Genomic DNA, 21,931 nt, shown 5'->3' on the forward strand with positions numbered 1-21,931 from the left:
TAACCACACAGGCACAAAAGAAATTTAACACTTAAGAATTATTTTAGGTTTAAAACTTTGCGCATAGAAGTTCACAAAGTTTTTAAGCATCTACAATTTTTATTTCCCATAGAATAAAAAATCTGCGTAATCTGCTGGATCAGCGAGAGAAAAAATAGCAGGCAAACATCTTCTGGTATGTAGAATTTATTCAATAGAGGTGGACTTTAGTCCGCCTAAATAAAAAAACAATCCATTGGCTCTAGCCAAAGTCTATACAGCCAGTTTGTAAAATCCACAATAAATAAAAATTCGTGGCAGAAATGTTTTCCCACAAATAGCCCATATTTTCAGGGATGAGAGTGATAATTATTTGTAAATCAAAATGAAAAAGAATGATTAAATCGCAGATCAGGCAGATTCTGTTACAGTCTAATTCTTGATGGATTAAGAGTATTAATTTTATTAATATTCTGATTTTTAGCCTTATATATTGTTGTATTTCATTAATTATCTTGTTAATATTCAAAAAATGACAAATATCATTAGTTTATTATTTTTATTAATTCTAAATAAATATAATTTTGTCTCAAGAAAATTAAGAAATACATGAAAAGATTATCTACTCTTGCAGCTGTGCTGTTTTATATGATGATGGATGCGCAGTACTGCAGTCCGGCATTTCAATACGGAGCAGACAGCAATATGATTACCTTGGTAAGTTTTGGAAATATCAACAATACATCGCCGTTTCAGTCTGGAACTACACCTGTATATGAAGATTTTACCTCAATATCTACAGACCTGCAGGCAGGAAACAGTTATCCAATCTCTGTAAAAGGTCCTTCAAGTACATTTCCGAGTGATGTGGTCGTTTTTATAGATTTCAATCAGAATGGAAATTTTAATGATGCCGGAGAAAGTTTTTATGTCGGAAGACTGGGGGCGGCCAATCCTGCCAATGCTGAAACTGTGAGTGGAACGGTTACTGTACCGGCAAACGCTTCTTCGGGAACAACAAGAATGAGAGTGCTTAAAAATAACAATACAGCAGCTTATTCGGATCCGAATGCACCTAGTTCCATCAGTACAGCCTGTGATACCAATTTAAGATCGGGACAGGCAGAGGACTATACCATTTTTATTGCCGGAAATAATGTTGGTTTCCCGGCACCTTACTGCGGCACTGAAAATATAAGTACCCATACCGTAAGTGAAATAAGCAGAGTAGAATTTGCAGGAAAAAGCAATGACAGCAATATCGACGGGAATTCAGAAGTGCTGGAAAATTTCACAAATATTATATTTGATGTGAACAGAGGTGGTTCTTATCCTATTACAATGACCGGAGGAACCCACGGTCAGACTACTGTTTCAGCGTATGCCTATATAGATTTTAATCACAATAATATATTTGATGCCGATGAAGCGTTTAACCTGGGATATTTAGACAATTCTGATCCTATTGGCCATGAGCAGTCGGGAGTGACTTCAGGAACAATTGTCATCCCTTCCAATGCGTTGCTGGGGGCAACCCGTTTCAGGCTGGTAAAAGCATATGAGTCAAGTTCGTGGATGGGAACGCTGGAAAATCTTCCGTGCCCGTCAGGATGGTTCATAGGACAGGCAGAAGACTATACCATTAATGTACAGGCAGAAAATCTTGCTATCGCAGAAGTATCAAAAAAAGCTGTCGCAAAAATATTCCCGAATCCAACATCAGGTTCTTTAACTATAAGAACGGAAGAGAAATTGGAAAAATATGAGATATATGATCTGACAGGAAGAAAATTATCAGAAGGAAACACTGCTGTTGTAAGCTTGGATGAGTTGGCAGCGGGAACTTACCTGATAAAAATTCAGACTAAAGATCATAAGGTTATCACCGAAAAAATCATAAAAAAATAAACACATATCTAAATCATATCCATATCAATTTTTGTTTTTTAAACCGGCAGGCGATATTCTGTCGGTTTTTCTTTTTTCAAAATAAGGAATTGCTGAAAACGCCTGCATTTAAGAGACTTTTAACTAAAATGCTATTCCTGTGGATTATTGTTAAAACATTACTGCTCCTTTTAACATTTTATCCCTGAAATTTATCAAAACTTTATATTTCCGGAGTTTTTATGTGTTGAAAAATTGAACTTATTTTACAGAAATTTAAAAGCCGTGAATTCATGATCAGATCGTTTGTAAAAGGTGTCTTACAAATATTCTGTTTTGTTTTTCAGGCTGCTTTTAATGAAAAATAATAACATGAAAAAAACAGTACTTATGGCAGTTCTGGCTGCCGGCTTTTGGGCTAAATCCCAGACCCACCGATTCATCTATGATGTCATTTACAAAAAAGATGCAGATTCAGAAGTTCTGACCAAAGAGAATTTTCATCTGGACATCCATCCTGAAAAAGTAGAATACTACCAAAGGGATTTCTTTATTGCAGACTCTCTGATCACCAATAACCTTCAGTTTCCTAAAGATAGCAAATTGAATACCTCAACCATTATTTATCATAAAACCGGAAATGAAAATTATGATGAATATGATCTTATGGAAGATACCGTTTTAAAGCTTCAGACCAAAGATTCCCAACAGTGGAAGCTTACTGGGGAAAGTAAAAAAGTGAAAGATCTTCAGCTTCAGAAAGCAACAACAAGCTATGGTGGAAGAGAATGGACCGCCTGGTTTGCCAAGGATATTCCGTTTCAGGAAGGACCGTATAAATTTCATGGTCTGCCGGGGCTTATTGTAGAACTTTACGATGATAAGAACAATTACAAGTTTGAGTTGGTAAAGTCTGTGAAATTGGATAAACCCGTTAAAAATATGTTTATTGACATGTCGAGGGAAAGAAGCGTTCCGGTTACCTGGGAAAAATATAAAACAACGAAACTTACATTCTATGAATCTCCGATTAATTTCATCAGGAACGGAGCAGAGGGTGATCAGTTCTTCCTGAATGACGGAACAAAAGTAAATGCAGCCAATAGACGGGAAGTGAATGAAAGAATGAGACAGAATATCAAAAGATTCAACAATCCTGTTGAGCTGGATAAAAAGATTATGTATCCTTAAATTAATAAATTTTCGGGCATTCCGGAACGGAATGCCCGAAAATTTTTATCATGACTTCGAGTCTAAAATTTCCAGCAGATCATGCTTAGATAGTTTCTGAATACCCGCTCCGTCTGTTTTAAGAAGGTTTTGAGCCAGTTCATTCTTTTTCTTCTGTAGAGTCAGTATTTTTTCTTCAACCGTATTGGTACAGATCAGCCGGACAGCAATGACATTTTTGGTCTGCCCGATACGATAACTTCTGTCAATAGCCTGGTTTTCTGCCGCAGGATTCCACCACGGATCTACCAGATAAATATAATCAGCTTCCGTAAGATTAAGCCCGACTCCTCCGGCTTTTAAGCTGATCAGAAAAACACGGATCTCTTCATTTTCCTGGAAATTTTTTACGGCTTTACCGCGGTCCTTAGTCTGCCCGGTAAGGTATTCAAAAGAGATATTCCGGTCTTCAAGTTCAGTTTTCAAAAGATCCAGCATCTCCACAAACTGGGAGAATACAAGGATTTTATGGTCTTTTGATTTACTTTCAATCTGTTCCATCAGTATTTCTGTTTTCACTGAATGTTCACCGGAATAGCCCTCTTTCAAGAGAATAGGTGAATTACAGATCTGGCGGAGTCTGGTCAGCCCAGTCAGAACATGCATGCTGTTCTTGTTCAGATCGTCATCGTCATTGGCTGTAATAAATTCACGAAGTTCTCTTTCATAAGCATCATAAATCTTGCGCTGCTCGCTATTCATTTCACAATAGATTACCATTTCTGTTTTCTCAGGGAGCTCTTTGGCCACCTGTTTCTTGGTTCTGCGGAGGATAAACGGCTGTATTTTCTGCTGAAGTTCCAGAGCGCGTTTGCTGAACTCGAATTTGTCAATAGGAATAGCATAAATATCTTTGAAATACTGTTTGCTGCCCAATAATCCAGGACAGGCAAAGGAAAGCTGGCTGTACAGATCAAATGTGTTGTTTTCAATGGGGGTTCCGGTAAGGACAAACCTGTTTCTTGATTGCAGAAGACGGGCTGCTTTATATCGTTCAGAGTCAGGATTCTTAATCGTCTGTGATTCATCAAGGAAAATACAGCTGAAATGAAAACTCTTCAGAAAACGAATGTCGGAAAGCAGCATTCCATAGCTGGTAAGCACAATGTCGTAATCAGCCATATGGTCTGAAACTTTTGGTCGATCGGAGCCATAATGGACCAGAACTTTTAGAGAAGGAGCAAATTTGCCGATCTCTTCCTGCCAGTTGAAAAGGAGGGAAGTGGGAACTACGACCAGATGGGTTTTCTGACCCCGTTTTTCTTTCTGAGCGAGAATAAAAGCAATAATCTGAATTGTTTTTCCAAGTCCCATATCATCAGCCAGACATCCTCCGAAATTAAATCCGTCCAGGAAGCTCAGCCAGTTCAGTCCGTCATGCTGATAGTCTCTTAATATAGCCTGCAGTCCATCAGGAACCTGAATCTGGGGAATATTTTTAACCGATGAAAACTGAAGTGAATAGGAGGTGATTTCCTGCTGCACTTCTTCACTTAATACTTCTTTTTCAAAAAGTGAAGAGACTTCGGTAAAATTAATCTTAGGGATTCTGAGTAGCTCAGCATCAATCTCTCCTGCCTGAAAATAAGCAGAAATACGGCTGATCCATTCTTCAGGAAGAATTCCCTGTGTGCCGTCATCAAGCTGTACAAATTTGCTTTTGTTCCGGATGGCTCTGTGAAGCTGTTTTAAGGCTGCATCTTTTTCTCCGAAACTTACTTTCAGTTTTGCATTGAACCAATCCAGTCCGCTGGTGATCCGAATGTTGATCTTTGCCCGGTTAGGATTAAGTTTATTGTTTTTTAGTTCATTAAAGCCCAATATCACAATGCCTTCATTCTGCCAGGTTTCAAAGGCGGTAAGAAACCAGTTGTCATCCAGAAATTTATCCCTGTGAAGATAAAAATATTCATATCCGTCCATCTGTTCTTCAAATTCAGGATGCTGTTGCATAACGAGTGAAGTGAAACGTGCTTCAGCATTTTCATTCCTGTTGACTTTAAACGGATTTCCGTTTTGGTCAGTATCAAAAAGTTGTTTTTTTGAATAGACCGGGACTTCTGCCATTCCATACTTCATAACAGGAGTTATGGCAATGTAATTCCCCTGTTCACGAAGATAGATAACCCGTTCGGTCTGATAATTTTTTTCTTCAAGCTGTACCTGAGTTGCTGGGTGTATATAGCTATAATTGATGTGAATGATCTGTTCAATGGAAGAAAGAACAGTCTGCATGAATTCCTCGTACTTTGAAGCATGAACCAGCAGGATCTCATGATTGGCTTTAAAAAATTTAATAACTCTGAGCATATCCGGATTATCCACGAAGCTGAAAGTATTCTTGCTATAAACGAAACATTCATTCCTGAGTATTATGTTTTTAAAAGGTACAGACACATCATTGAACAGAAGTTCTCCTGTAACTTCATAAAAAGGATCTTTTTTAAAGACATTCAGCTGGATTTCGGCTTGAAGTGTCTCAAGCTTTACAGGAACCAGAGATTTTGCCGATAGAGTTTCTGAAAGCTCCCTGTCGTGATAGTAAACGTTCAGGTTTAGAGGATTGTGTACGATCAGACTGAGGGCTTCTAGTTCAGAGGTTGTATAATCTTCACTGTAATTGTTCTGGAAAGAGGAAACTGCCGTATAAAACTTAATATCGGAAGGCTGTTCTGCTTTCCAGATCAGCTGTGTGGTATCCACGGTATTTACCGGATTTTTAATCTTTCCGTTCTGAGTAGTCTCAGCCTCCATTAAAGAGAAATTCAGATGATTATAGTAACGGTGTCTGCCGATGACCAGTATTTTTTTTCGGCCTGTTTCCCGGAGAGCAAGTTCATCGATAATGGAAGAACGCTGTGGCAGCAGATGCTGTTTAAAAGTCTGCTCATCTATTGGCAGCATTTCTTTAATTCTGGGATATACCTCAATTTTTCCGTCAAGATATTCAAGTCTGAAATAAACATCAAGATCAGGTTCACAGTCCAGTCCATAAACTCTCGCTTTAGAAAGGAACTGTTTTTTTCGGATAAAAGAATCAAAAAAGATCTTAAAATTATTGACCTCTAAAATACTATGGATGATTTCTGCCTGATGTTCGCAGAGCTTATTTCTGGTATTACCGCAGCTGCAGGTGCTGACTAGCGAACTTCCAACCTGACTGACAGAGACAGAAGGGAAATCCTGAAGAGTTTTTTTCGTAAATACACCCGCATCATTTTCAATGGCAAGGGGATAAATATGTTGAAAATCCTTGATCTCTATAAACGCACTGCTGTCAGTGTGTTTCAGAAGATCATACACAGAAAGTGTGCTGATGGTGGTGTTTTCAAGAATATAGGCTGCCATAATGATCAGCAAACTTACAAAAAACAGCTGAAAGATAAGAACAGAAATAAGTCCGTTTTGGCTACATGTTTCCCCGTTTTGGCAACTCTTTACTTTTTCCTTTAGCGGAAATTTGTCCTGTAATTTAAATACAGAAAAATAGAATGAAAACAATTTTTATAACAGGTGCTTCCACAGGATTAGGAAAAGCAGCAGCACAGTTATTTCAGAGCAGAGGATGGAAAATTATTGCAACAATGAGAAATCCTGAAGCGGCCGGAGAATTAGCCGGATTAGAAAATGTGACGGTTCTCCCGCTGGATGTAACCAATCTGGAGCAGATCCGGTCTACGGTAAGCAAAGCTATAAACCTTGGTGAAGTGGATGTGGTTTTTAATAATGCAGGATATGGTCTTATCGGTCCTTTGGAGGCATTGACAGATGAACAGATTCTGAAACAGCTGGATACCAATCTTTTGGGAGTGATTCGTGTTACACAGGCTTTTATTCCGTATTTCAGAGAGAAAAAGAACGGGGTGTTTATTTCCACAACGTCTATTGGAGGATTGATTGCATTTCCTTTCGGATCCACTTACCATGCTACCAAATGGGCTTTAGAAGGCTGGAGCGAGAGTATGGCTTTTGAACTTGATCCATTCGGAATAACCATCAAAACGGTTTCTCCGGGCGGTATTAAGACAGATTTTGCAGGACGTTCCTTAGACTCAGCAGTAAGTCCTGCTTATGAAGGAATGCTCAATTCCATGTTTTCCAATATGGAAGGCATGATGGAAACAGCTTCTTCACCGGAACAGATTGCAGAAGTGGTATATGAAGCTGCTACAGATGGAAAGAAAAAACTGAGATATGTAGCAGGAGAGGATGCTAAGGCTTTATATGCCCAACGTCTTGAATTGGGAGATGAGGCATTCAGGGAACAGCTGGGAAAACAGTTTCTTTAAATAAACCTATAAATAACAGCATAGACGCTTGATTTATGCTGTTTTTAAACCTAATAATTTTTTATCTTTATAGTATGGAAAAGAAAGAACACATTCCGCTGAAAATCTCATCCATATCAGAACTGCACAACATGTTACAGCTTGCCAAGCCGCTTCATCCTCTGGTGAGCCTGATAGACAATTCCACAATGAAGATCAATAAGGAATTGTTGAACCGAAGTTTTATTATGAATTTCTATAAGATCTCCTACAAATTTTCGGAGAATGGAAAGATGGGATATGGGCAGGGATATTATGATTTTAATGAAGGAGGTATGATGTTCACATCACCAGGACAGATCCTTTTTACTGATACAGAAGCAGAGTACTGCGGGTATACAATACTGATACATCCTGACTTTATCCGTAACTATCCTTTGGCAAAAAACATTAAAAAATTCGGTTTCTTTTCTTATGATACCAATGAAGCCCTTCATCTGTCTGATCAGGAAAAAACAATTATTACAGGACTTCTGGATAATATAAAAAATGAGCTTAATACTGCCATAGATGAAATCAGTCAGGATGTGATTGTTTCCTATATTGAAGTTTTGCTGAATTACAGCAACCGCTTTTATAAGAGACAGTTTATCACAAGGAAAACCGTGGGAGGTGACTTGTTGTCTAAAATGGAAACGATTCTAGATGATTATTTCAATCAGCAGGAAACCCTTACCAATGGTCTTCCGACAGTGGAATATCTGGCATCCAGTCTTCACCTTTCACCGCATTATCTTAGTGATATGCTTCGTAACCTTACTGGGCAGAATGCTCAGCAGCATATTCATGAAAAGCTTATCGAAAAAGCAAAGGAATACCTTATTTCAACCAGTTTTTCAGTATCAGAGGTGGCCTATGCATTGGGATTTGAGCATCCGCAGTCATTTAATAAGCTGTTCAAAAAGAAAACAGACAAGACACCGTTAAGCTTCAGACAATCGTTCAACTAATCTATAGATTTACCCATAAAAAATGCAAGTAATATGCGAAGGATATTAAATAAAATGATATATTTTTGATTCAGATACAATTTGGAGATAATTTACGTTATATTTATAGACCAATTCAATTCAATGATGAAAAGAATTAAAAAGGAATATAACTTTCATGACAAGCAAAATAATAGGAGTAGGAAACTATATTCCGCCGGAAACCATTACTAATTTATTTTTTGATCAGCATCATTTTATCAATAAAAGCGGCGAATCATTAAAAGAGACTAATGCCGTTATAGCCCAAAAGCTTAAAGAGATCACGGGAATAGAAGAAAGGAGGTATGCCTCCAGCCATCAGGTCACCTCAGATTTAGGATTGATAGCAGCCCAGCAGGCCATAGAAGATTCAAAAATAGATCCTGAAACATTAGATTACATCATTTTTGCCCATAATTTCGGAGATGTCCGTTTCGGGACGGTTCAGTCTGATACAGTTCCCAGTCTGGCTGCCAGGGTAAAGCATCTTTTAAAGATTAAAAATAACTTTTGTGTAGCCTATGATGTGCTTTTCGGCTGTCCCGGATGGATAGAAGGCGTAATACAGGCCAATGCTTTTATAAAATCAGGGATTGCCAAGCGCTGTCTGGTTATTGGTGCAGAAACTCTTTCCAGAGTGGTAGATATTCATGACAGAGACAGTATGATTTATGCTGATGGTGCCGGAGCAGTTATTCTGGAAGCATGCAACAATGAAAGCGGTATACAGTCTCACTTGTCCGCATCCTATACCCTTAATGAAAAAGATTATCTGTATTTCGGAAAGTCATACAATAATGAAAGCTGCCCAGATACAAAATATATCAAGATGGATGGCCGGAAAATCTATGAATTTGCTCTGATAAATGTACCTGAAGCCATGAAATTGTGCCTTGAAAAAAGTGGCTTCTCCATTGACAGTGTCAACAAGATTATCATCCATCAGGCTAACGAAAAAATGGATGAAGCCATTGTAAAGCGTTTTTATCAGCTTCATAACCAACCGATGCCGGAAAATATTATGCCGATGGTTATTGAAAAGTTAGGGAACAGCAGTGTTGCCACAATTCCTTCTCTGTTGAAGATGATTTTAAATGGAGAACTTCCTTCCCATCAGATCCGGAGAGATGAGGTTGTTTTATTTGCTTCTGTAGGTGCAGGAATGAATGTTAATGCATTTGTCTATAAGTTCTGATCCTCTAAAAAATATATTTTTGCAATATCCGGGACTGTCTTTTTTAGGCAGTCCCGATACTTTTAGGTCTCCTAAATATTGATGTTGCCTTTTCATAAAATAAGGTTTCCTTTTGACATAAAAAATACCTGATTTCCGGTATAAAAAAATACTTTTTTTTAAGGATTGATGATCGTTGAGGTAAAATATAGATTTGTCATAAAAAACACTTCATTATAAATCACTTCAGTAAACTTAAAAAAATGAAAAAGCTAAACTTTATTTTATTTGCTGTTATCGGGGTAATGGGATACGCCCAGCCTTCGATAACGAGAGCAGGAGTAGATCGTATTAACGTTCCTATTACATTCCGGGCTGATGATTTTACAGCTACTTCTATCAGTGCAGGACCTGCGGGAGCTAATATGACCTGGAACTTTTCTGCATACAACGCAGTGAATGTCACAACATACACTACCAATGCCTGTCCGGGGCAGGCCAATTGTTTCAGGTTTCCCGGAGCTAACAGAATCACTAAGCCGGCACAGGCAGAAGTTTATGAGTTTGTCTCCATGACAGATACAGAAGCAACGATGCTCGGAACCTATTCTGGACCGACTGTAGGGGAAGGAACCTCAACCTATACTGATCCATTAATCGAATATAAGTTTCCGATTACTTATCAGCAGCAGTTTGATGATACGTATCAGTTCAACGGAGTTTCTGCAACAAGCAATATGAGTGAGTCGGGGCAAGTATCCTTTGTTGCGGATGGTTACGGAACAGTGATTACCCCCGTTGGGACTTTTTCCAATGTGATGAGGGTTAAAAGAATAAGATCAGCCACACAAACTATTCCGGGATTACCCCCGGCAACCTATAACCTTGAATCCTATCAATGGATCAGCCAGAATGAAGGAGTTGTGTTGAGTTTTACGATCAATACTGCTACTTTCAATGGAAGTTCCACTACTACAAAATTAATGTCTTACCTTGTTCCAGGGTCTTTATCAACTGCGGAAACAAAAAGCAGATCATCAGATATTGCAGTATATCCAAATCCAAGTGCAGATTTTGTTACCTTAAAATCAAAAGAAGATATTAAAAAGATAACGGTTAATTCTTTGGATGGAAAAGTCATGCTGACAGCTGAAAACAGTAGAAATATTGATATTTCAGGCTTGCCTAAAGGGGTATACATTTTACAGGGAACCTTAAAGAACGGAACTTCAGTATCGAAAAAAGTAATTAAAAAATAAAGAGAATTTCATAGGTCAGAAATTAAACTATATGAATCTGAAAATTTTATATTCGATTGTGGGACTGATCAGGAGAATGTATCCTGGCAGATGAAAACTTGAGTTTAAAAAAACTCCGTTTTCGAAAGTGGTTTTTAAAGGAATGGAGCTGACGGAATTTTCTGACAGCTCTTTCCGTTTTCACAAAGACCGCCTGAAATCCATACATCTAAAAAATAGATGATGTATTGATTCTTAATTGTATTTTTGAGAAGAGATTCCTGATTCTCAACACAATAATGATAAAAAATATTGCTAATAAAACTATCCCGGATATGATAAGCAGATTAAAAAACGATGTAACACAGCCGTGCAGGCCCATAAAGTTTCTACAAAAAATCAGTTTTCTGATGATGGTCATTTTTACGGGGCTTTTATGTGAAGCACAGCTGCCTCTTAATCACAAGGCTTACCATGACAGTCTTTATTCAGTATTCCGGACTCAGAAAAATGACAGTGCAAAAGCCAGAACAGCGTTTCAGCTGGCTCATTACTGGGCAGTAAAAAGAGATCAGAAGAAGGCAGAAAAATATCTTGCTGCCGGAAGATCCTGTTTTAAAGATAACCGTTTTCTACTTGGGATGTATTATAGCAGTGTCATTGAAGTATACCTGGATACAGACCCCGTTAAAACCCGTAAAGCTCTTCATAAAGCCGATTCACTGCTTTCTGTATTTCATTCTTCAGATGCTTATTATACGCTGGCAAGATCCTGGTACAGTGAAGCGATCAATGCCCAAAAAGTAAACGATGAGAAGAAAGCCCTGGAAATTATTATCAACAAAGTAATTCCTTTGGTTAAAAAAAGCGGAAAACAAGATTCTCTGGCCATGTTCTATTCACAGGTGGGAATTTTGTTGATGAATTCGGACCAACTGGAGAATGCAGAAGAGTATTTTTCCAGAATCATTGAGATGAAAAGCAGCCTTCCGGCTAACAGCAACATTCTGGTGAGGGCTTATATTTATTCGGCAGAAGCATTTGTGTATGGCAAGAAACTTTCACAAGCCAAATCCAGACTGGATAAAGCCTGGGAAATACTGGCCAAAAATCCGGAATCCACAGATTACGGGGATTATTATAAAGTAACAGGGAACTATTTTGAAAAGACAGGAAAGCATGATGAAGCTATCCGCTATTATGACAAAGGGATAGAATTTGCAAAAAGTATTGAGGATACCTACCTGGAAAGTGATCTTGTGAGATACCGTTTAGGTCTTCTTTTTGAAACCAAACAGTATGATCAGGCTAAGAAAATGCTGAATCAGGTGATGCTTAGCAGCCGGTATATGGTAGATCTGGATAACAGAAAAGAAGTGTATGGACAGATGGCCAAAGTTTCTCATGCATTAGGTCAGGATACTGAAGCCTATCAATGGCAGCTGAAATACAGCTCATTGAGCGACAGCCTGCATGTAGCCCGTTCGGATGAAGATATTGCGGAGATAGAAGCAAAATTTAAAAACTCTGAAAAAGAAAAAACAATAGCCCGGCTTCAGGCTGATAAAAAGCAAAGTGAACTGAACAGTAAAAACCATAAACTAACCAGCTGGATATTAGGAATAACGGTTACCACGCTTCTGATAGGGGTTCTTTTTCTGGCCTATTATTATAAAAGTGCAAAAAAGCTGGCGAAACAGAAAGAAATTAATCATGAACAGCATTTGAAAGAAATGGAAAATCAGCACCGGCTGACTCTTGTTCAGGCGATGCTGGGAGCGGAAGAACGCGAGCGCCAGAGGATAGGGCGTGATCTGCATGATGGCTTGGGAGGAATGCTGGCAGGAATTAAAATGAATCTTTCCCAGCAGCCTCAATCAGAATATCATAACCTGAACATAGTCATCAGCAGACTGGATGAATCAGTAACAGAACTCAGACGTATCGCGAGGAATATGATGCCGGAAAGTCTTTTGAAAATCGGGTTGGAAACTGCCTTGCGCGACCTTTGTGAATTACTGCAAAATGATGATACCGAGATTGAATTCCAGGCTATAGACATAGATGAAAATATTCCGGCTGCCACACAGATGCATATTTATCGTATTGTTCAGGAGCTGCTTTCCAATGCCGTACGTCACGGTAAACCTTCGCATATCATCCTTCAATGCAGCCAGAACCATAACAGGTTTTACATTACGGCAGAAGATGACGGAGCCGGATTTGATACCAGCCTGATCGAAAAAAGTCCGGGAATTGGTCTCAGCAATATAAAAAACAGAATCGCTTATCTCAAAGGAACTATGGAGATTGTATCTGCTGAAAATGAAGGAACGGTCATTAATATCGAGCTTGATGTAGAGGCAGGAAGTCAAAATAGGGTAGTCTGATAATCCGGTTGTTATCCCTGAAAATTCAGCACTGATTTGAAGGTCTCAGTACGCTCTGCCGGACTAACTTTTGTAAGAATGATAGATTCACAGTCATTAAATCTGGCAAAACGTTTCACGGATTCGATAAAAGGCTCAACCCATATATCTATATTGATACGGGTATTTTCAATATGCAGATGGATAAGTTCAAGACGTTTGTCCTTTCTGTGAGCTTTACAATCTACACGGCCGATAAAGGTGTCTCCGGACAGGATAGGTAAACAGAAATAACCATACTGTCTTTTTTCCTGTGGAGTGTAGCACTCAAGGCGGAAATCAAAATTAAAAACCTGGCTGATACGGTCCCTGTGAATAATAGAATTGTCAAAGGGGGATAGCAGATGTATTCCCGCAGTTGGTTTTTTGAATGTTTTTTCGAGCAGTGTAGTTTGTATAAAAACAGATGGCATCCCTTCAATAGCTACCTTCTGAATACTTCCTTCCTGAAGCATGGACTGTAAAACTTCATTGATATTTTTCTTCAATATTTCCCCTTTTCTGAGATGGGTAATTTGTTTTAAGGTAGTAAAACCATAAGCCCGGAGGTGTGTTTTTACAAGATATTCTGCCATTTCCATTGGAGAAGGTTCTGTGGTATTAACGGTTGAGGGAAGTACTCTCTCACAGAGGTCATACATTTTCTGCATGCCGTTTCGCCCGCAGATCATCAGGTCTCCCTGCATAAAGAGTCTTTCCAAAGCCAGTTTTGTCGGTTTCCAGTTCCACCAGCTTCCGGGCTTTTTGGTTTCACTTTCAAAATCTCTTGCTCTTTTAGGGCCTTCAATACGGATCACATCAAGAACATGCTGCATTACTTCGGGATTGGCGTTATAATAATGAGATTCACTGTGCTTAATGCTATTCATCCGGGGTAAAACAAAACGAAAATCCCTCATGGGAAGATAAGAAGCTGCATGAAACCAATATTCAAACACTTTACGTTCTTCTACCAATTCTTCCAGGTAATCCGGCTGATAATCCGGAATTCTTGTCCAGAGTGTATGATGATGGGCACGCTCAACCATTGAGAGCGTATCGATCTGTATGTACCCGAGATGCTCCAAAGCATTAAGTACTGCTTTTTTCCCTTTCCCGAACGGAAGAGGCTTTGTTAATCCCTGACTTTCCAATGTTGCACGTTGTAATTGCTGCAGCGTTAATTCTTTTCTCATAGTTAAAGTAATATACTCATATTTCCTGGTATCAATGGTAAATGTAAAATGAATTATTTTTATCATAATCATTTTGGAAGATGAACAAGTATGAAGCAGCTTATTTTTAAAACGTCTTCATGGATAAACTATATAAATAATGCATCTTCTGCATTATTGAATAATTTACCAGCTTCTTATCGTATTGAGTAGGGCGAAAATGGAGTGTAAGAGATTAATTTTCTTTTTTTAATTGTATAGCCTTGTAAACTGACAAACCTTTGAAAAAACCAATAGATAAAATTATTACCGAACATTGTATAGTAGCCCCACCAGGAATCGAACCTGGATCTAAAGTTTAGGAAACTTCTATTCTATCCATTGAACTATGGGGCCTGTAAATGTTTAAAATTACAAATTATTTGAACAAAGACAATCATATATTTAATACACTAAAGTATATTATTGCCTGCCTTTTTCAGCATTTGTTATTGCATGAAATAAAATAGTCGGAAGACCAATCTTCCGACTATTACTGGATTAATTTTTAGTATTTACTTTTTGATGATTTTTTTTATTGTGGTCCTATTATTGTTGGTTGATATCTTTAAAATATACTCACCTTTTACCAAATTATTTAAATTAATTGTCTTCTCATTAAAAGTACCCTTATTAACTAATTTTCCCGAAATATCATAGAGCTCAAAAGATTTTAAATTTTCGCCCTTGATAGTAATTATACTGGTAAATGGAGAGGAGCTGATCCGCAATTCCCCATAAAAATTAGACCGTTTGCATCTAAAAACTTTCTATTCATTGTGTGTTGTTTTTTAGATTTTTCCATACAAAAGACTATTGTAATTTATAGTATACTTATTTCCGTACCAAAAAAAGAATCCGCTCTTTAGAAGCGGATCCAATAGATAATACATCTCATTTTTTTAATTAGACAACAATAAAAAAGCACAGCCGACAATGCTGTGCTTAAATTTTTATTTCAAATTTAATTGCAATTTCAAAGCTGAAAAAGACAAAAAATGTTTTCACTTCAGTTGTATTACATAGTAAATGTAGTGATATTTTTAATACGATACATGAATTAAATGTTAAAATTTGCAGTCTTTTTTACAGCTCATTTCTAAATCCTGAAAAAATCTGAAAATTTCCTATCTTTAAACCATCAAACTCGCTTTGTAAAATATTACCCCCTATTTCAGATGCATATTGTATTCTGAATACTAAAGGTTCAGATTCCCTGAGCCATTATTATCTATTTTTTAAACGGAAATATCAGAAAACTACTTTCTGCTATTTTAAACTGAACAGCTGTCTGCAATAGATGCTGAAGCTGTCAGCAATATTATTAAAAAAATTATTATGAAATTAAATACAATTGCCGTTATCGGCGGAACCGGAAAATCAGGAAGATTTCTGGTGCAAAGACTTATTAAAGAGGGATACCCGATAAAACTTTTACTTAGAAATCCCGAACTTTTTACCTTAAACCATCCTATGATCGAAACTGTACATGGTGACGCAAGAGACTTTAATTCCATCAGCAGGCTGGTTAAAGGCTGTAGCGCTGTTATCAGTACACTGGGACAACCAAAAGGAGAACGCTCCATATTCAGTGATGCTGCAAGAAATATCATCGGAGCGATGAGTCTTTATCAGGTAAAAAGATATATCGTAACAACAGGCTTAAGCGTAAATACTCCTTTCGACCGGAAAAATGAAAGAGTAAGCATGGCCACAAACTGGATGTATCAGAATTATGCAGAAACCACTCAGGACAAACAAAAAGAATATGAACTTCTTTCAGAAAGCAACCTAGACTGGACTTTGGTAAGACTGCCATTAATAAGCCTGACAGAAGAACATTGTAATACAGAAACAAGTCTTGAGGACTGTAAAGGAGAGGGAATAGGTGCTGCAGATCTGGCGGCATTTCTGGTCTCTCAAATTGAAGGAAAGGACTATATGAAGCAAAGTCCGTTTTTGTATAATGTTTAATAATTGGTTTCAATAAAAAACAGAGAGCTATTTTGGGGCTCTCTGTTTGTATTTAGTTTTCAAGTTTTTCTTTGATGTATTTCGCCGTATGGGATTTTTTATTCTTCGCCAGTTCTTCCGGAGTTCCCGCAAAAACAACCTCTCCGCCATATTTTCCTGCTTCCGGGCCAATATCAATAATATGGTCCGCACATTTAATAATATCCGGTTGGTGCTCAATAACAATAACCGAATGTCCCAGATCAATTAGAGCCTGCAGAGACCTCAGAAGCTTTTGAATATCGTGGAAATGCAGACCTGTAGAAGGTTCATCAAAGATAAACAAGGTTTTATCATTGGTCACTCCTTTTACAAGGAATGAAGCCAGTTTCACACGCTGAGCCTCACCTCCTGAAAGAGTAGATGAACTCTGACCGAGCTGAAGATAACCTAAACCTACATCCTGGAGCGGTCTCAGTTTGGTAACGATCTTTTCTTCATTATTATCTTTAAAGAATTCCAATGCTTCATTTACCGTCATATGAAGAATATCGGAAATACTTTTTTCATCAAATTTTACTTCGAGAATTTCATTTTTGAATCTGGTTCCTTTACATACCTCACATTCCAGCTCAATATCTGCCATAAACTGCATGGATACATTGATGACCCCTTCTCCTTTACACTCATCACATCGTCCGCCATCTACGTTGAAAGAGAAATGTTTCGGCTTATAACCCATCATTTTAGCGACTTTCTGCTTAGCGAAAAGATCTCTTATGTCGTCATAGGCCTTCAGGTAAGTTACAGGATTGGAACGCGAAGATTTTCCGATCGGGTTCTGGTCAATCAGTTCAATATTTTTGATCAGTCTTTTAGGAAACTCTACAGAATCATAATCTCCCTTTTTGCCGCCCATTCCAAGCTGGATCTGGATGTCATTGGTTAAAATTTCCTTCATCAGGGTAGATTTTCCACTTCCGGAAACCCCTGAAATAACGACAAGACTTTCCAGAGGAACATCTACATCTATATTTTTAAGGTTATTCTGTCTTGCCCCTTTAATATGAATCCATTCTTTGGCCTTTCTTCTTTTCTCAGGAACCTCAATTTTCAGTCTTCCAGTGAGGTATTTTGAAGTAAGGGTATCAGCATTTTTCAGATCCGTATAATCTCCGGCAAAAACCAGCTCACCTCCGAGATAACCTGCCTCCGGACCAATATCAATGATATAATCCGCTTCTCTCATAACGTCTTCGTCATGTTCTACTACAATCACTGTATTTCCAAGGTCTCTGAGGTTTTTTAAAACACCGATGAGGTTTTCCGTATCTCTGGAATGAAGTCCGATAGAAGGCTCATCCAGAATATAGATTGATCCAACCAATGAACTTCCAAGGCTTGTTGCCAGATTGATCCTCTGACTTTCACCACCGGATAATGTATTGGAGGTTCTGTTGAGGGTTAAATATCCTAAGCCGACTTTTAATAAGAACTCAATACGGGTGGTAATCTCGTACATCAGTCTTTTAGCCACTTCCTGATCATGTTCGGAAAGTTTAAGGCCTTGTATCAATGGGAATAATTCATCCAACGGAAGTTCAATCATCGATTGAATATTATGTCCGTCTATTTTTACCCAGCTTGTTTCCTCACGCAGCCTCAATCCCTCACAGGTTGGACATAAAGTTTTACCTCTGTATCGGGAAAGCATAACGCGGTATTGTATCTTGTACAGGTTTTCCTCCAGCATTTTAAAGAAATTGTTGATGGAGGGGAAACTGTTTTTTCCGTCACCTTTCCAAAGAAAACTTTTTTGTTCTTTGGTTAATTGATGATAAGGCTTATGAATAGGGAAGTCACCCGCTTTTTTAATGAATTCTTTTTTCCATTCGCTCATCGTTTCGCCTTTCCAGGAAACAACGGCATCTTCATAAACGGATAGGGTCTTATTCGGAACGACAAGATCTTCATCTATTCCGATTACCTTTCCATAACCTTCACAGGCAGGACAGGCTCCATAAGGGTTGTTAAAACTGAAAAAATGAACATTCGGCTCTAGAAATTCTATTCCGTCCAGTTCAAATTTGTTGGAAAATTCTTTTACTTTTCCGGTATCTGTATTTTTCAGGGAACAGTAGCCGCGTCCTTCATAAAATGCCATCTGGATAGAATCTGCAAGACGCTGAAGGAAACTTTCATCTTCTTCATAAGAAAAACGGTCGATCACCAGATTGATCACCATTCCTTTTTCAGGGGCAAATCCAAAACTTTCAAGATCTTCAATTCCGGCCAGATTTCCACTGATCTCCAGTCTGGTAAATCCAGCCAGTTTTAATATATTCAGAGTTTCCTTGAAGTTGGCCGCATCATATTCCAAAGGAGCAGTCAGTAAGAATGAAGTATCTTTTTTAGAAGCTTTGATAAAGTCTACCACATCAGATACCGAATCTTTCTTCACTTCTTCACCAGAAACCGGGGAAAATGTTTTCCCGATCCTCGCGAATAAAAGCTTCATATAATCGTAGATCTCAGTAGAAGTTCCTACAGTAGATCTAGGATTGGAAGAAATAACCTTCTGCTGAATGGCAATAGAAGGCGCAAGCCCTTTAATGTCATCTACTTTCGGCTTTTCTAATTTTCCCAAAAACTGACGGGCATAAGAGCTTAAGCTTTCAACGTATCTTCTTTGTCCTTCGGCATAGATGGTGTCAAAAGCCAGTGAAGATTTTCCGCTTCCCGAAACGCCTGTGATCACAATCAGCTTATTTTTCGGGATCAGTACGTCAATGTGTTTCAGATTGTTAAGATGAGCATTCTTAACGAATATCTGTTTTTTTATATCTATTTCTGTTGTTTTAGCCATGTTTTTTCTTCCTTAAATTTTCTGTAATCCTACTTTCCATTTTATATTCTTTATTTAAAAATGCCTATAAAAAATAAGAAAAGGAAGATTATTTTCATCGTAAAATTAAGACCCACAAAATTACGAATTTTTGGTGAAAATAATAGGCTAAAAATAGGTCCTTCAACAGAATTAAGTCAGGTTTAATTTTTACCCTTGGTAAAAACTGTTAAAAAGAGGCTTGGAATAAGTATTTAACAGTCATAAGGTTATATGATTGCTGTGTCGTTACTCTATTTTCAATCTTCTTTACAATTTTAACTATATTTTTCCCAAGTTGCTATTGCTTTGTATTTTAAAATTATTTAAAATTGCATTCATAAATAGGTAATATAGAAATGAGAAAATTTTTCAGAGATCTAGTTACACATTTAATGAGAAAAAGATAATTACTCCCTCACACAAGCTGTCTCTATGAGATAGCTTTTTTGTTTTCGGACTTAATCTGTAGCTTCATCGGTTCAATGTAATTGATTCCATTCTTAACTTCCTAAAAATATGTATACAGAAGTTAAAACCTAGCGTGACAAAAAATAATATTAATACAAAATAAATTTCCTGCTGGTTTTTTAGATTTCACAGATGTTTATTTTTTTAAGCTCACAGATTGAAATGCAATATAATCGCCACGAATAAATGAATAAAAATGATTCATACCTATCCCCATTTATGAAAATATGCATGCTGCATTACGTGATGATACTGATAAAAGATAGAGTCTCATTATCGTTTTTATGATAACTATCATTTGGCTGTCTTGGCGAACTCTCTTACTTTTGAAGCCGTTATTAAAGAAACTGACTTAAGGATAAAAACGGAGAGAGTTATGATCAAAAAGATTGGAAGTATATTTTTACTGGGTTCAATGGTTTGGAGCAATGCACAGGAAAAAACTACAGATATTGAAAATATTGAATTTCAGGGAAAATTTATTTCCACACCCTATAAAAGTGCCAACCAGAATATTGCAGTAATCACCAAAGAAGATATTGCCAGTTCTCCGGCAAAAAGTATTGATGAAATTCTTCAGCAGGTTCCGGGGATGGATATCAGAAGGAGAGGAGCTAATGGAGTGCAAAGTGATATCGGCTTCAGGGGAAGTTCTTTTGAGCAGGTTTTACTGCTTCTGAACGGGATCAGAATGAATGATTCCCAAACGGGGCATAACTCTATGAACGTTCCTGTAGATCTGGAAGATGTAGAAAAGATTGAGATCATCAAAGGCCCGGCTGCGAGGAGATTCGGACAGAATGCGTATGCCGGAGTAATCAATATTATTACAAAAACCAATCCTGGAAAACGGGTGAAAATAAGTGCAGAAGGTGGTGATTACGAGACCTATGGATTCGGATTTAATGCACAGCTGGGAAATGAAAAGTTTTCCAACTCACTTCAGGCTAATTCAGCTTCTTCACAAGGGTATATGTACAATACCGATTACGAGATCAGAAATGTTTTTTACCAGAGCAGACTGAATATCAAAAACGGAGATCTTAAATTACAGGCTGGTTTTTCAGAGAAAAAATTCGGAGCCAACGGGTTTTATGCTTCTAAAGCTGCCACTGAGCAGTATGAAGAAACTCAGGCATCTATTGTAAGTCTTGCTCATCAGCAGAAATTTGGAAATTTAAAGCTCAGCTCAAATGTTTACTGGAGAAGAGGGCAGGATATGTATCTTTATGACAGGAATAAACCAGATGGTTACCGAAATATGCATATCGGAAATAATGTTGGCGGAGAGGTAAACAGCAGCTATCAGTGGGGACTTGGTACTACCGGTGTAGGGGTTGAACTCAGAAAGGAGCTTCTGGCAAGTAATAATCTGGGAGAAAGAAACCGTTTTGTATCTCAGGTATTCTTTGAGCATCATTTCTCATTATTGGATAAAAAGCTGAACATCAGCCCGGGAATTTCGTGGGCGAACTATTCTAAAGAAGGGAACTTTTTTTACCCGGGACTGGATGTAGGGTATAACTTCAACCTGAATCATAAGATTTACGGAAATATTGCCAAGGTACACCGGGTTCCTACATTTACCGAACTCTATTATGTAAGTAAAACAGAACAGGGAAATCCTGACCTGCTTCCTGAAAATGCGGTTTCCTCAGAAATTGGATATCAGTTCCAGAATAACAAAATTTTGGCTAAAGTAAGTGGGTTCATGAGAAATTCCAACAATTCTATAGACTGGGTTAAAAAAACATTGAAAGATCCGATATGGTATGCCCAGAACGTAGGGAAAATTGATACCAAAGGTTTTGAAGCAGAAATCAACCACAAGGTATTTGACTGGCTTAAATATACAGTTGGCTATACTTATATAGACAGTAAAATAGAAGAATCCAATGATTTTGTTTCAAGATATATTCTCGATAATCTGAAGCATCAGTTCATTGCCAAACTGGAAACTAAATTTCTCAGAAATTTCACCAACGAATTGGTGTACAGATATAATGAACGTCTTGGATTGGGAACCTATAATCTTGTTGATGAAAAGCTGAGCTTTGCCAAAAAAGACTTTTCTGTATATGTTTTGATCAACAACCTGACCAATACAAAATATACCGAAGCGTTTGATGTCGCAATGCCTCAACGATGGTTTCATATAGGCTTTTCATATACGATTAACATTAAGTAAATATTA

The 21,931-nt window shown here is 37.8% G+C and carries 13 protein-coding genes and 1 tRNA gene; 9 read left to right on the top strand and 5 right to left on the bottom strand.

Annotated elements, in window-relative coordinates; translation table 11 throughout:
- Positions 1–588: 588 nt before the first annotated feature.
- A complete protein-coding gene (locus FW768_RS02085) occupies positions 589–1,887 on the top strand; it encodes a T9SS type A sorting domain-containing protein (RefSeq protein ID WP_153391937.1) in 1,299 nt (432 codons plus the stop codon).
- 351 nt (positions 1,888–2,238) lie between these two features.
- Complete coding sequence (locus FW768_RS02090) at positions 2,239–3,057, top strand: GLPGLI family protein (RefSeq protein ID WP_185151923.1); 819 nt, start codon at positions 2,239–2,241, stop codon at positions 3,055–3,057.
- Positions 3,058–3,105: 48 nt separating this feature from the next.
- Here the strand turns inward: FW768_RS02090 and FW768_RS02095 are convergent, their stop codons facing one another.
- On the bottom strand, positions 3,106–6,444 hold the full coding sequence (locus FW768_RS02095; RefSeq protein WP_153391941.1) for a DEAD/DEAH box helicase: 3,339 nt from the start codon (positions 6,442–6,444) through the stop codon (positions 3,106–3,108).
- Between the two features lie 143 nt (positions 6,445–6,587).
- On the opposite strand from FW768_RS02095, the gene FW768_RS02100 reads away from it, so the two are divergent.
- From FW768_RS02100 to FW768_RS02120, 5 genes are all read left to right on the top strand, one after another.
- Positions 6,588–7,385: an SDR family oxidoreductase gene (locus FW768_RS02100; RefSeq protein WP_153391943.1), complete on the top strand. Its 798-nt coding sequence runs from the start codon at positions 6,588–6,590 to the stop codon at positions 7,383–7,385.
- 74 nt (positions 7,386–7,459) lie between these two features.
- Positions 7,460–8,374: a helix-turn-helix domain-containing protein gene (locus FW768_RS02105; RefSeq protein WP_153391944.1), complete on the top strand. Its 915-nt coding sequence runs from the start codon at positions 7,460–7,462 to the stop codon at positions 8,372–8,374.
- A gap of 157 nt (positions 8,375–8,531) precedes the next feature.
- Positions 8,532–9,590, top strand: a complete 1,059-nt coding sequence (locus FW768_RS02110) for a 3-oxoacyl-ACP synthase III family protein (protein ID WP_153391946.1) — start codon at positions 8,532–8,534, stop codon at positions 9,588–9,590.
- Positions 9,591–9,832: 242 nt separating this feature from the next.
- Complete coding sequence (locus tag FW768_RS02115) at positions 9,833–10,828, top strand: T9SS type A sorting domain-containing protein (protein ID WP_153391948.1); 996 nt, start codon at positions 9,833–9,835, stop codon at positions 10,826–10,828.
- A 389-nt stretch (positions 10,829–11,217) separates the two neighbouring features.
- Entirely contained in the window at positions 11,218–13,197 is a 1,980-nt protein-coding gene (locus FW768_RS02120; RefSeq protein WP_185151924.1) for a tetratricopeptide repeat-containing sensor histidine kinase, read from the top strand.
- A gap of 11 nt (positions 13,198–13,208) precedes the next feature.
- Here FW768_RS02120 and FW768_RS02125 read toward each other — a convergent pair whose 3' ends face one another.
- The 3 genes from FW768_RS02125 to FW768_RS23960 all read right to left on the bottom strand — a co-directional run bounded on the left by FW768_RS02125 (position 13,209) and on the right by FW768_RS23960 (position 15,160).
- Positions 13,209–14,477, bottom strand: coding sequence for a winged helix-turn-helix domain-containing protein (locus FW768_RS02125; RefSeq protein WP_231128614.1), 1,269 nt, complete (start codon positions 14,475–14,477; stop codon positions 13,209–13,211).
- Positions 14,478–14,714: 237 nt separating this feature from the next.
- Positions 14,715–14,786: transfer RNA gene (locus FW768_RS02130), tRNA-Arg, on the bottom strand.
- Between the two features lie 158 nt (positions 14,787–14,944).
- Entirely contained in the window at positions 14,945–15,160 is a 216-nt protein-coding gene (locus FW768_RS23960) for a T9SS type A sorting domain-containing protein (RefSeq protein ID WP_153391952.1), read from the bottom strand.
- 607 nt (positions 15,161–15,767) lie between these two features.
- Here FW768_RS23960 and FW768_RS02140 point away from each other — a divergent pair.
- Positions 15,768–16,403, top strand: coding sequence for an NAD(P)-dependent oxidoreductase (locus tag FW768_RS02140; RefSeq protein WP_153391954.1), 636 nt, complete (start codon positions 15,768–15,770; stop codon positions 16,401–16,403).
- A gap of 52 nt (positions 16,404–16,455) precedes the next feature.
- Here FW768_RS02140 and uvrA read toward each other — a convergent pair whose 3' ends face one another.
- Entirely contained in the window at positions 16,456–19,248 is a 2,793-nt protein-coding gene (uvrA, locus tag FW768_RS02145) for an excinuclease ABC subunit UvrA (protein WP_153391956.1), read from the bottom strand.
- An 865-nt stretch (positions 19,249–20,113) separates the two neighbouring features.
- Here uvrA and FW768_RS02150 point away from each other — a divergent pair.
- Positions 20,114–21,925, top strand: coding sequence for a TonB-dependent receptor plug domain-containing protein (locus tag FW768_RS02150; RefSeq protein WP_153391958.1), 1,812 nt, complete (start codon positions 20,114–20,116; stop codon positions 21,923–21,925).
- Positions 21,926–21,931 lie beyond the last annotated feature (6 nt).

The organism is Chryseobacterium vaccae, assembly GCF_009602705.1.
GTDB lineage: Bacteria > Bacteroidota > Bacteroidia > Flavobacteriales > Weeksellaceae > Chryseobacterium > Chryseobacterium vaccae.

Excerpts from the sequence above, each read along its gene's own strand:
- FW768_RS02085 (WP_153391937.1), top strand. The coding sequence starts at position 589 with ATGAAAAGATTATCTACTCTTGCAGCTGTGCTGTTTTATATGATGATG.
- FW768_RS02090 (WP_185151923.1), top strand. The coding sequence starts at position 2,239 with ATGAAAAAAACAGTACTTATGGCAGTTCTGGCTGCCGGCTTTTGGGCT.
- FW768_RS02095 (WP_153391941.1), bottom strand. The coding sequence starts at position 6,444 with ATGGCAGCCTATATTCTTGAAAACACCACCATCAGCACACTTTCTGTG.
- FW768_RS02100 (WP_153391943.1), top strand. The coding sequence starts at position 6,588 with ATGAAAACAATTTTTATAACAGGTGCTTCCACAGGATTAGGAAAAGCA.
- FW768_RS02105 (WP_153391944.1), top strand. The coding sequence starts at position 7,460 with ATGGAAAAGAAAGAACACATTCCGCTGAAAATCTCATCCATATCAGAA.
- FW768_RS02110 (WP_153391946.1), top strand. The coding sequence starts at position 8,532 with ATGACAAGCAAAATAATAGGAGTAGGAAACTATATTCCGCCGGAAACC.
- FW768_RS02115 (WP_153391948.1), top strand. The coding sequence starts at position 9,833 with ATGAAAAAGCTAAACTTTATTTTATTTGCTGTTATCGGGGTAATGGGA.
- FW768_RS02120 (WP_185151924.1), top strand. The coding sequence starts at position 11,218 with ATGATGGTCATTTTTACGGGGCTTTTATGTGAAGCACAGCTGCCTCTT.
- FW768_RS02125 (WP_231128614.1), bottom strand. The coding sequence starts at position 14,477 with ATGATAAAAATAATTCATTTTACATTTACCATTGATACCAGGAAATAT.
- FW768_RS02140 (WP_153391954.1), top strand. The coding sequence starts at position 15,768 with ATGAAATTAAATACAATTGCCGTTATCGGCGGAACCGGAAAATCAGGA.
- uvrA (WP_153391956.1), bottom strand. The coding sequence starts at position 19,248 with ATGGCTAAAACAACAGAAATAGATATAAAAAAACAGATATTCGTTAAG.
- FW768_RS02150 (WP_153391958.1), top strand. The coding sequence starts at position 20,114 with ATGATCAAAAAGATTGGAAGTATATTTTTACTGGGTTCAATGGTTTGG.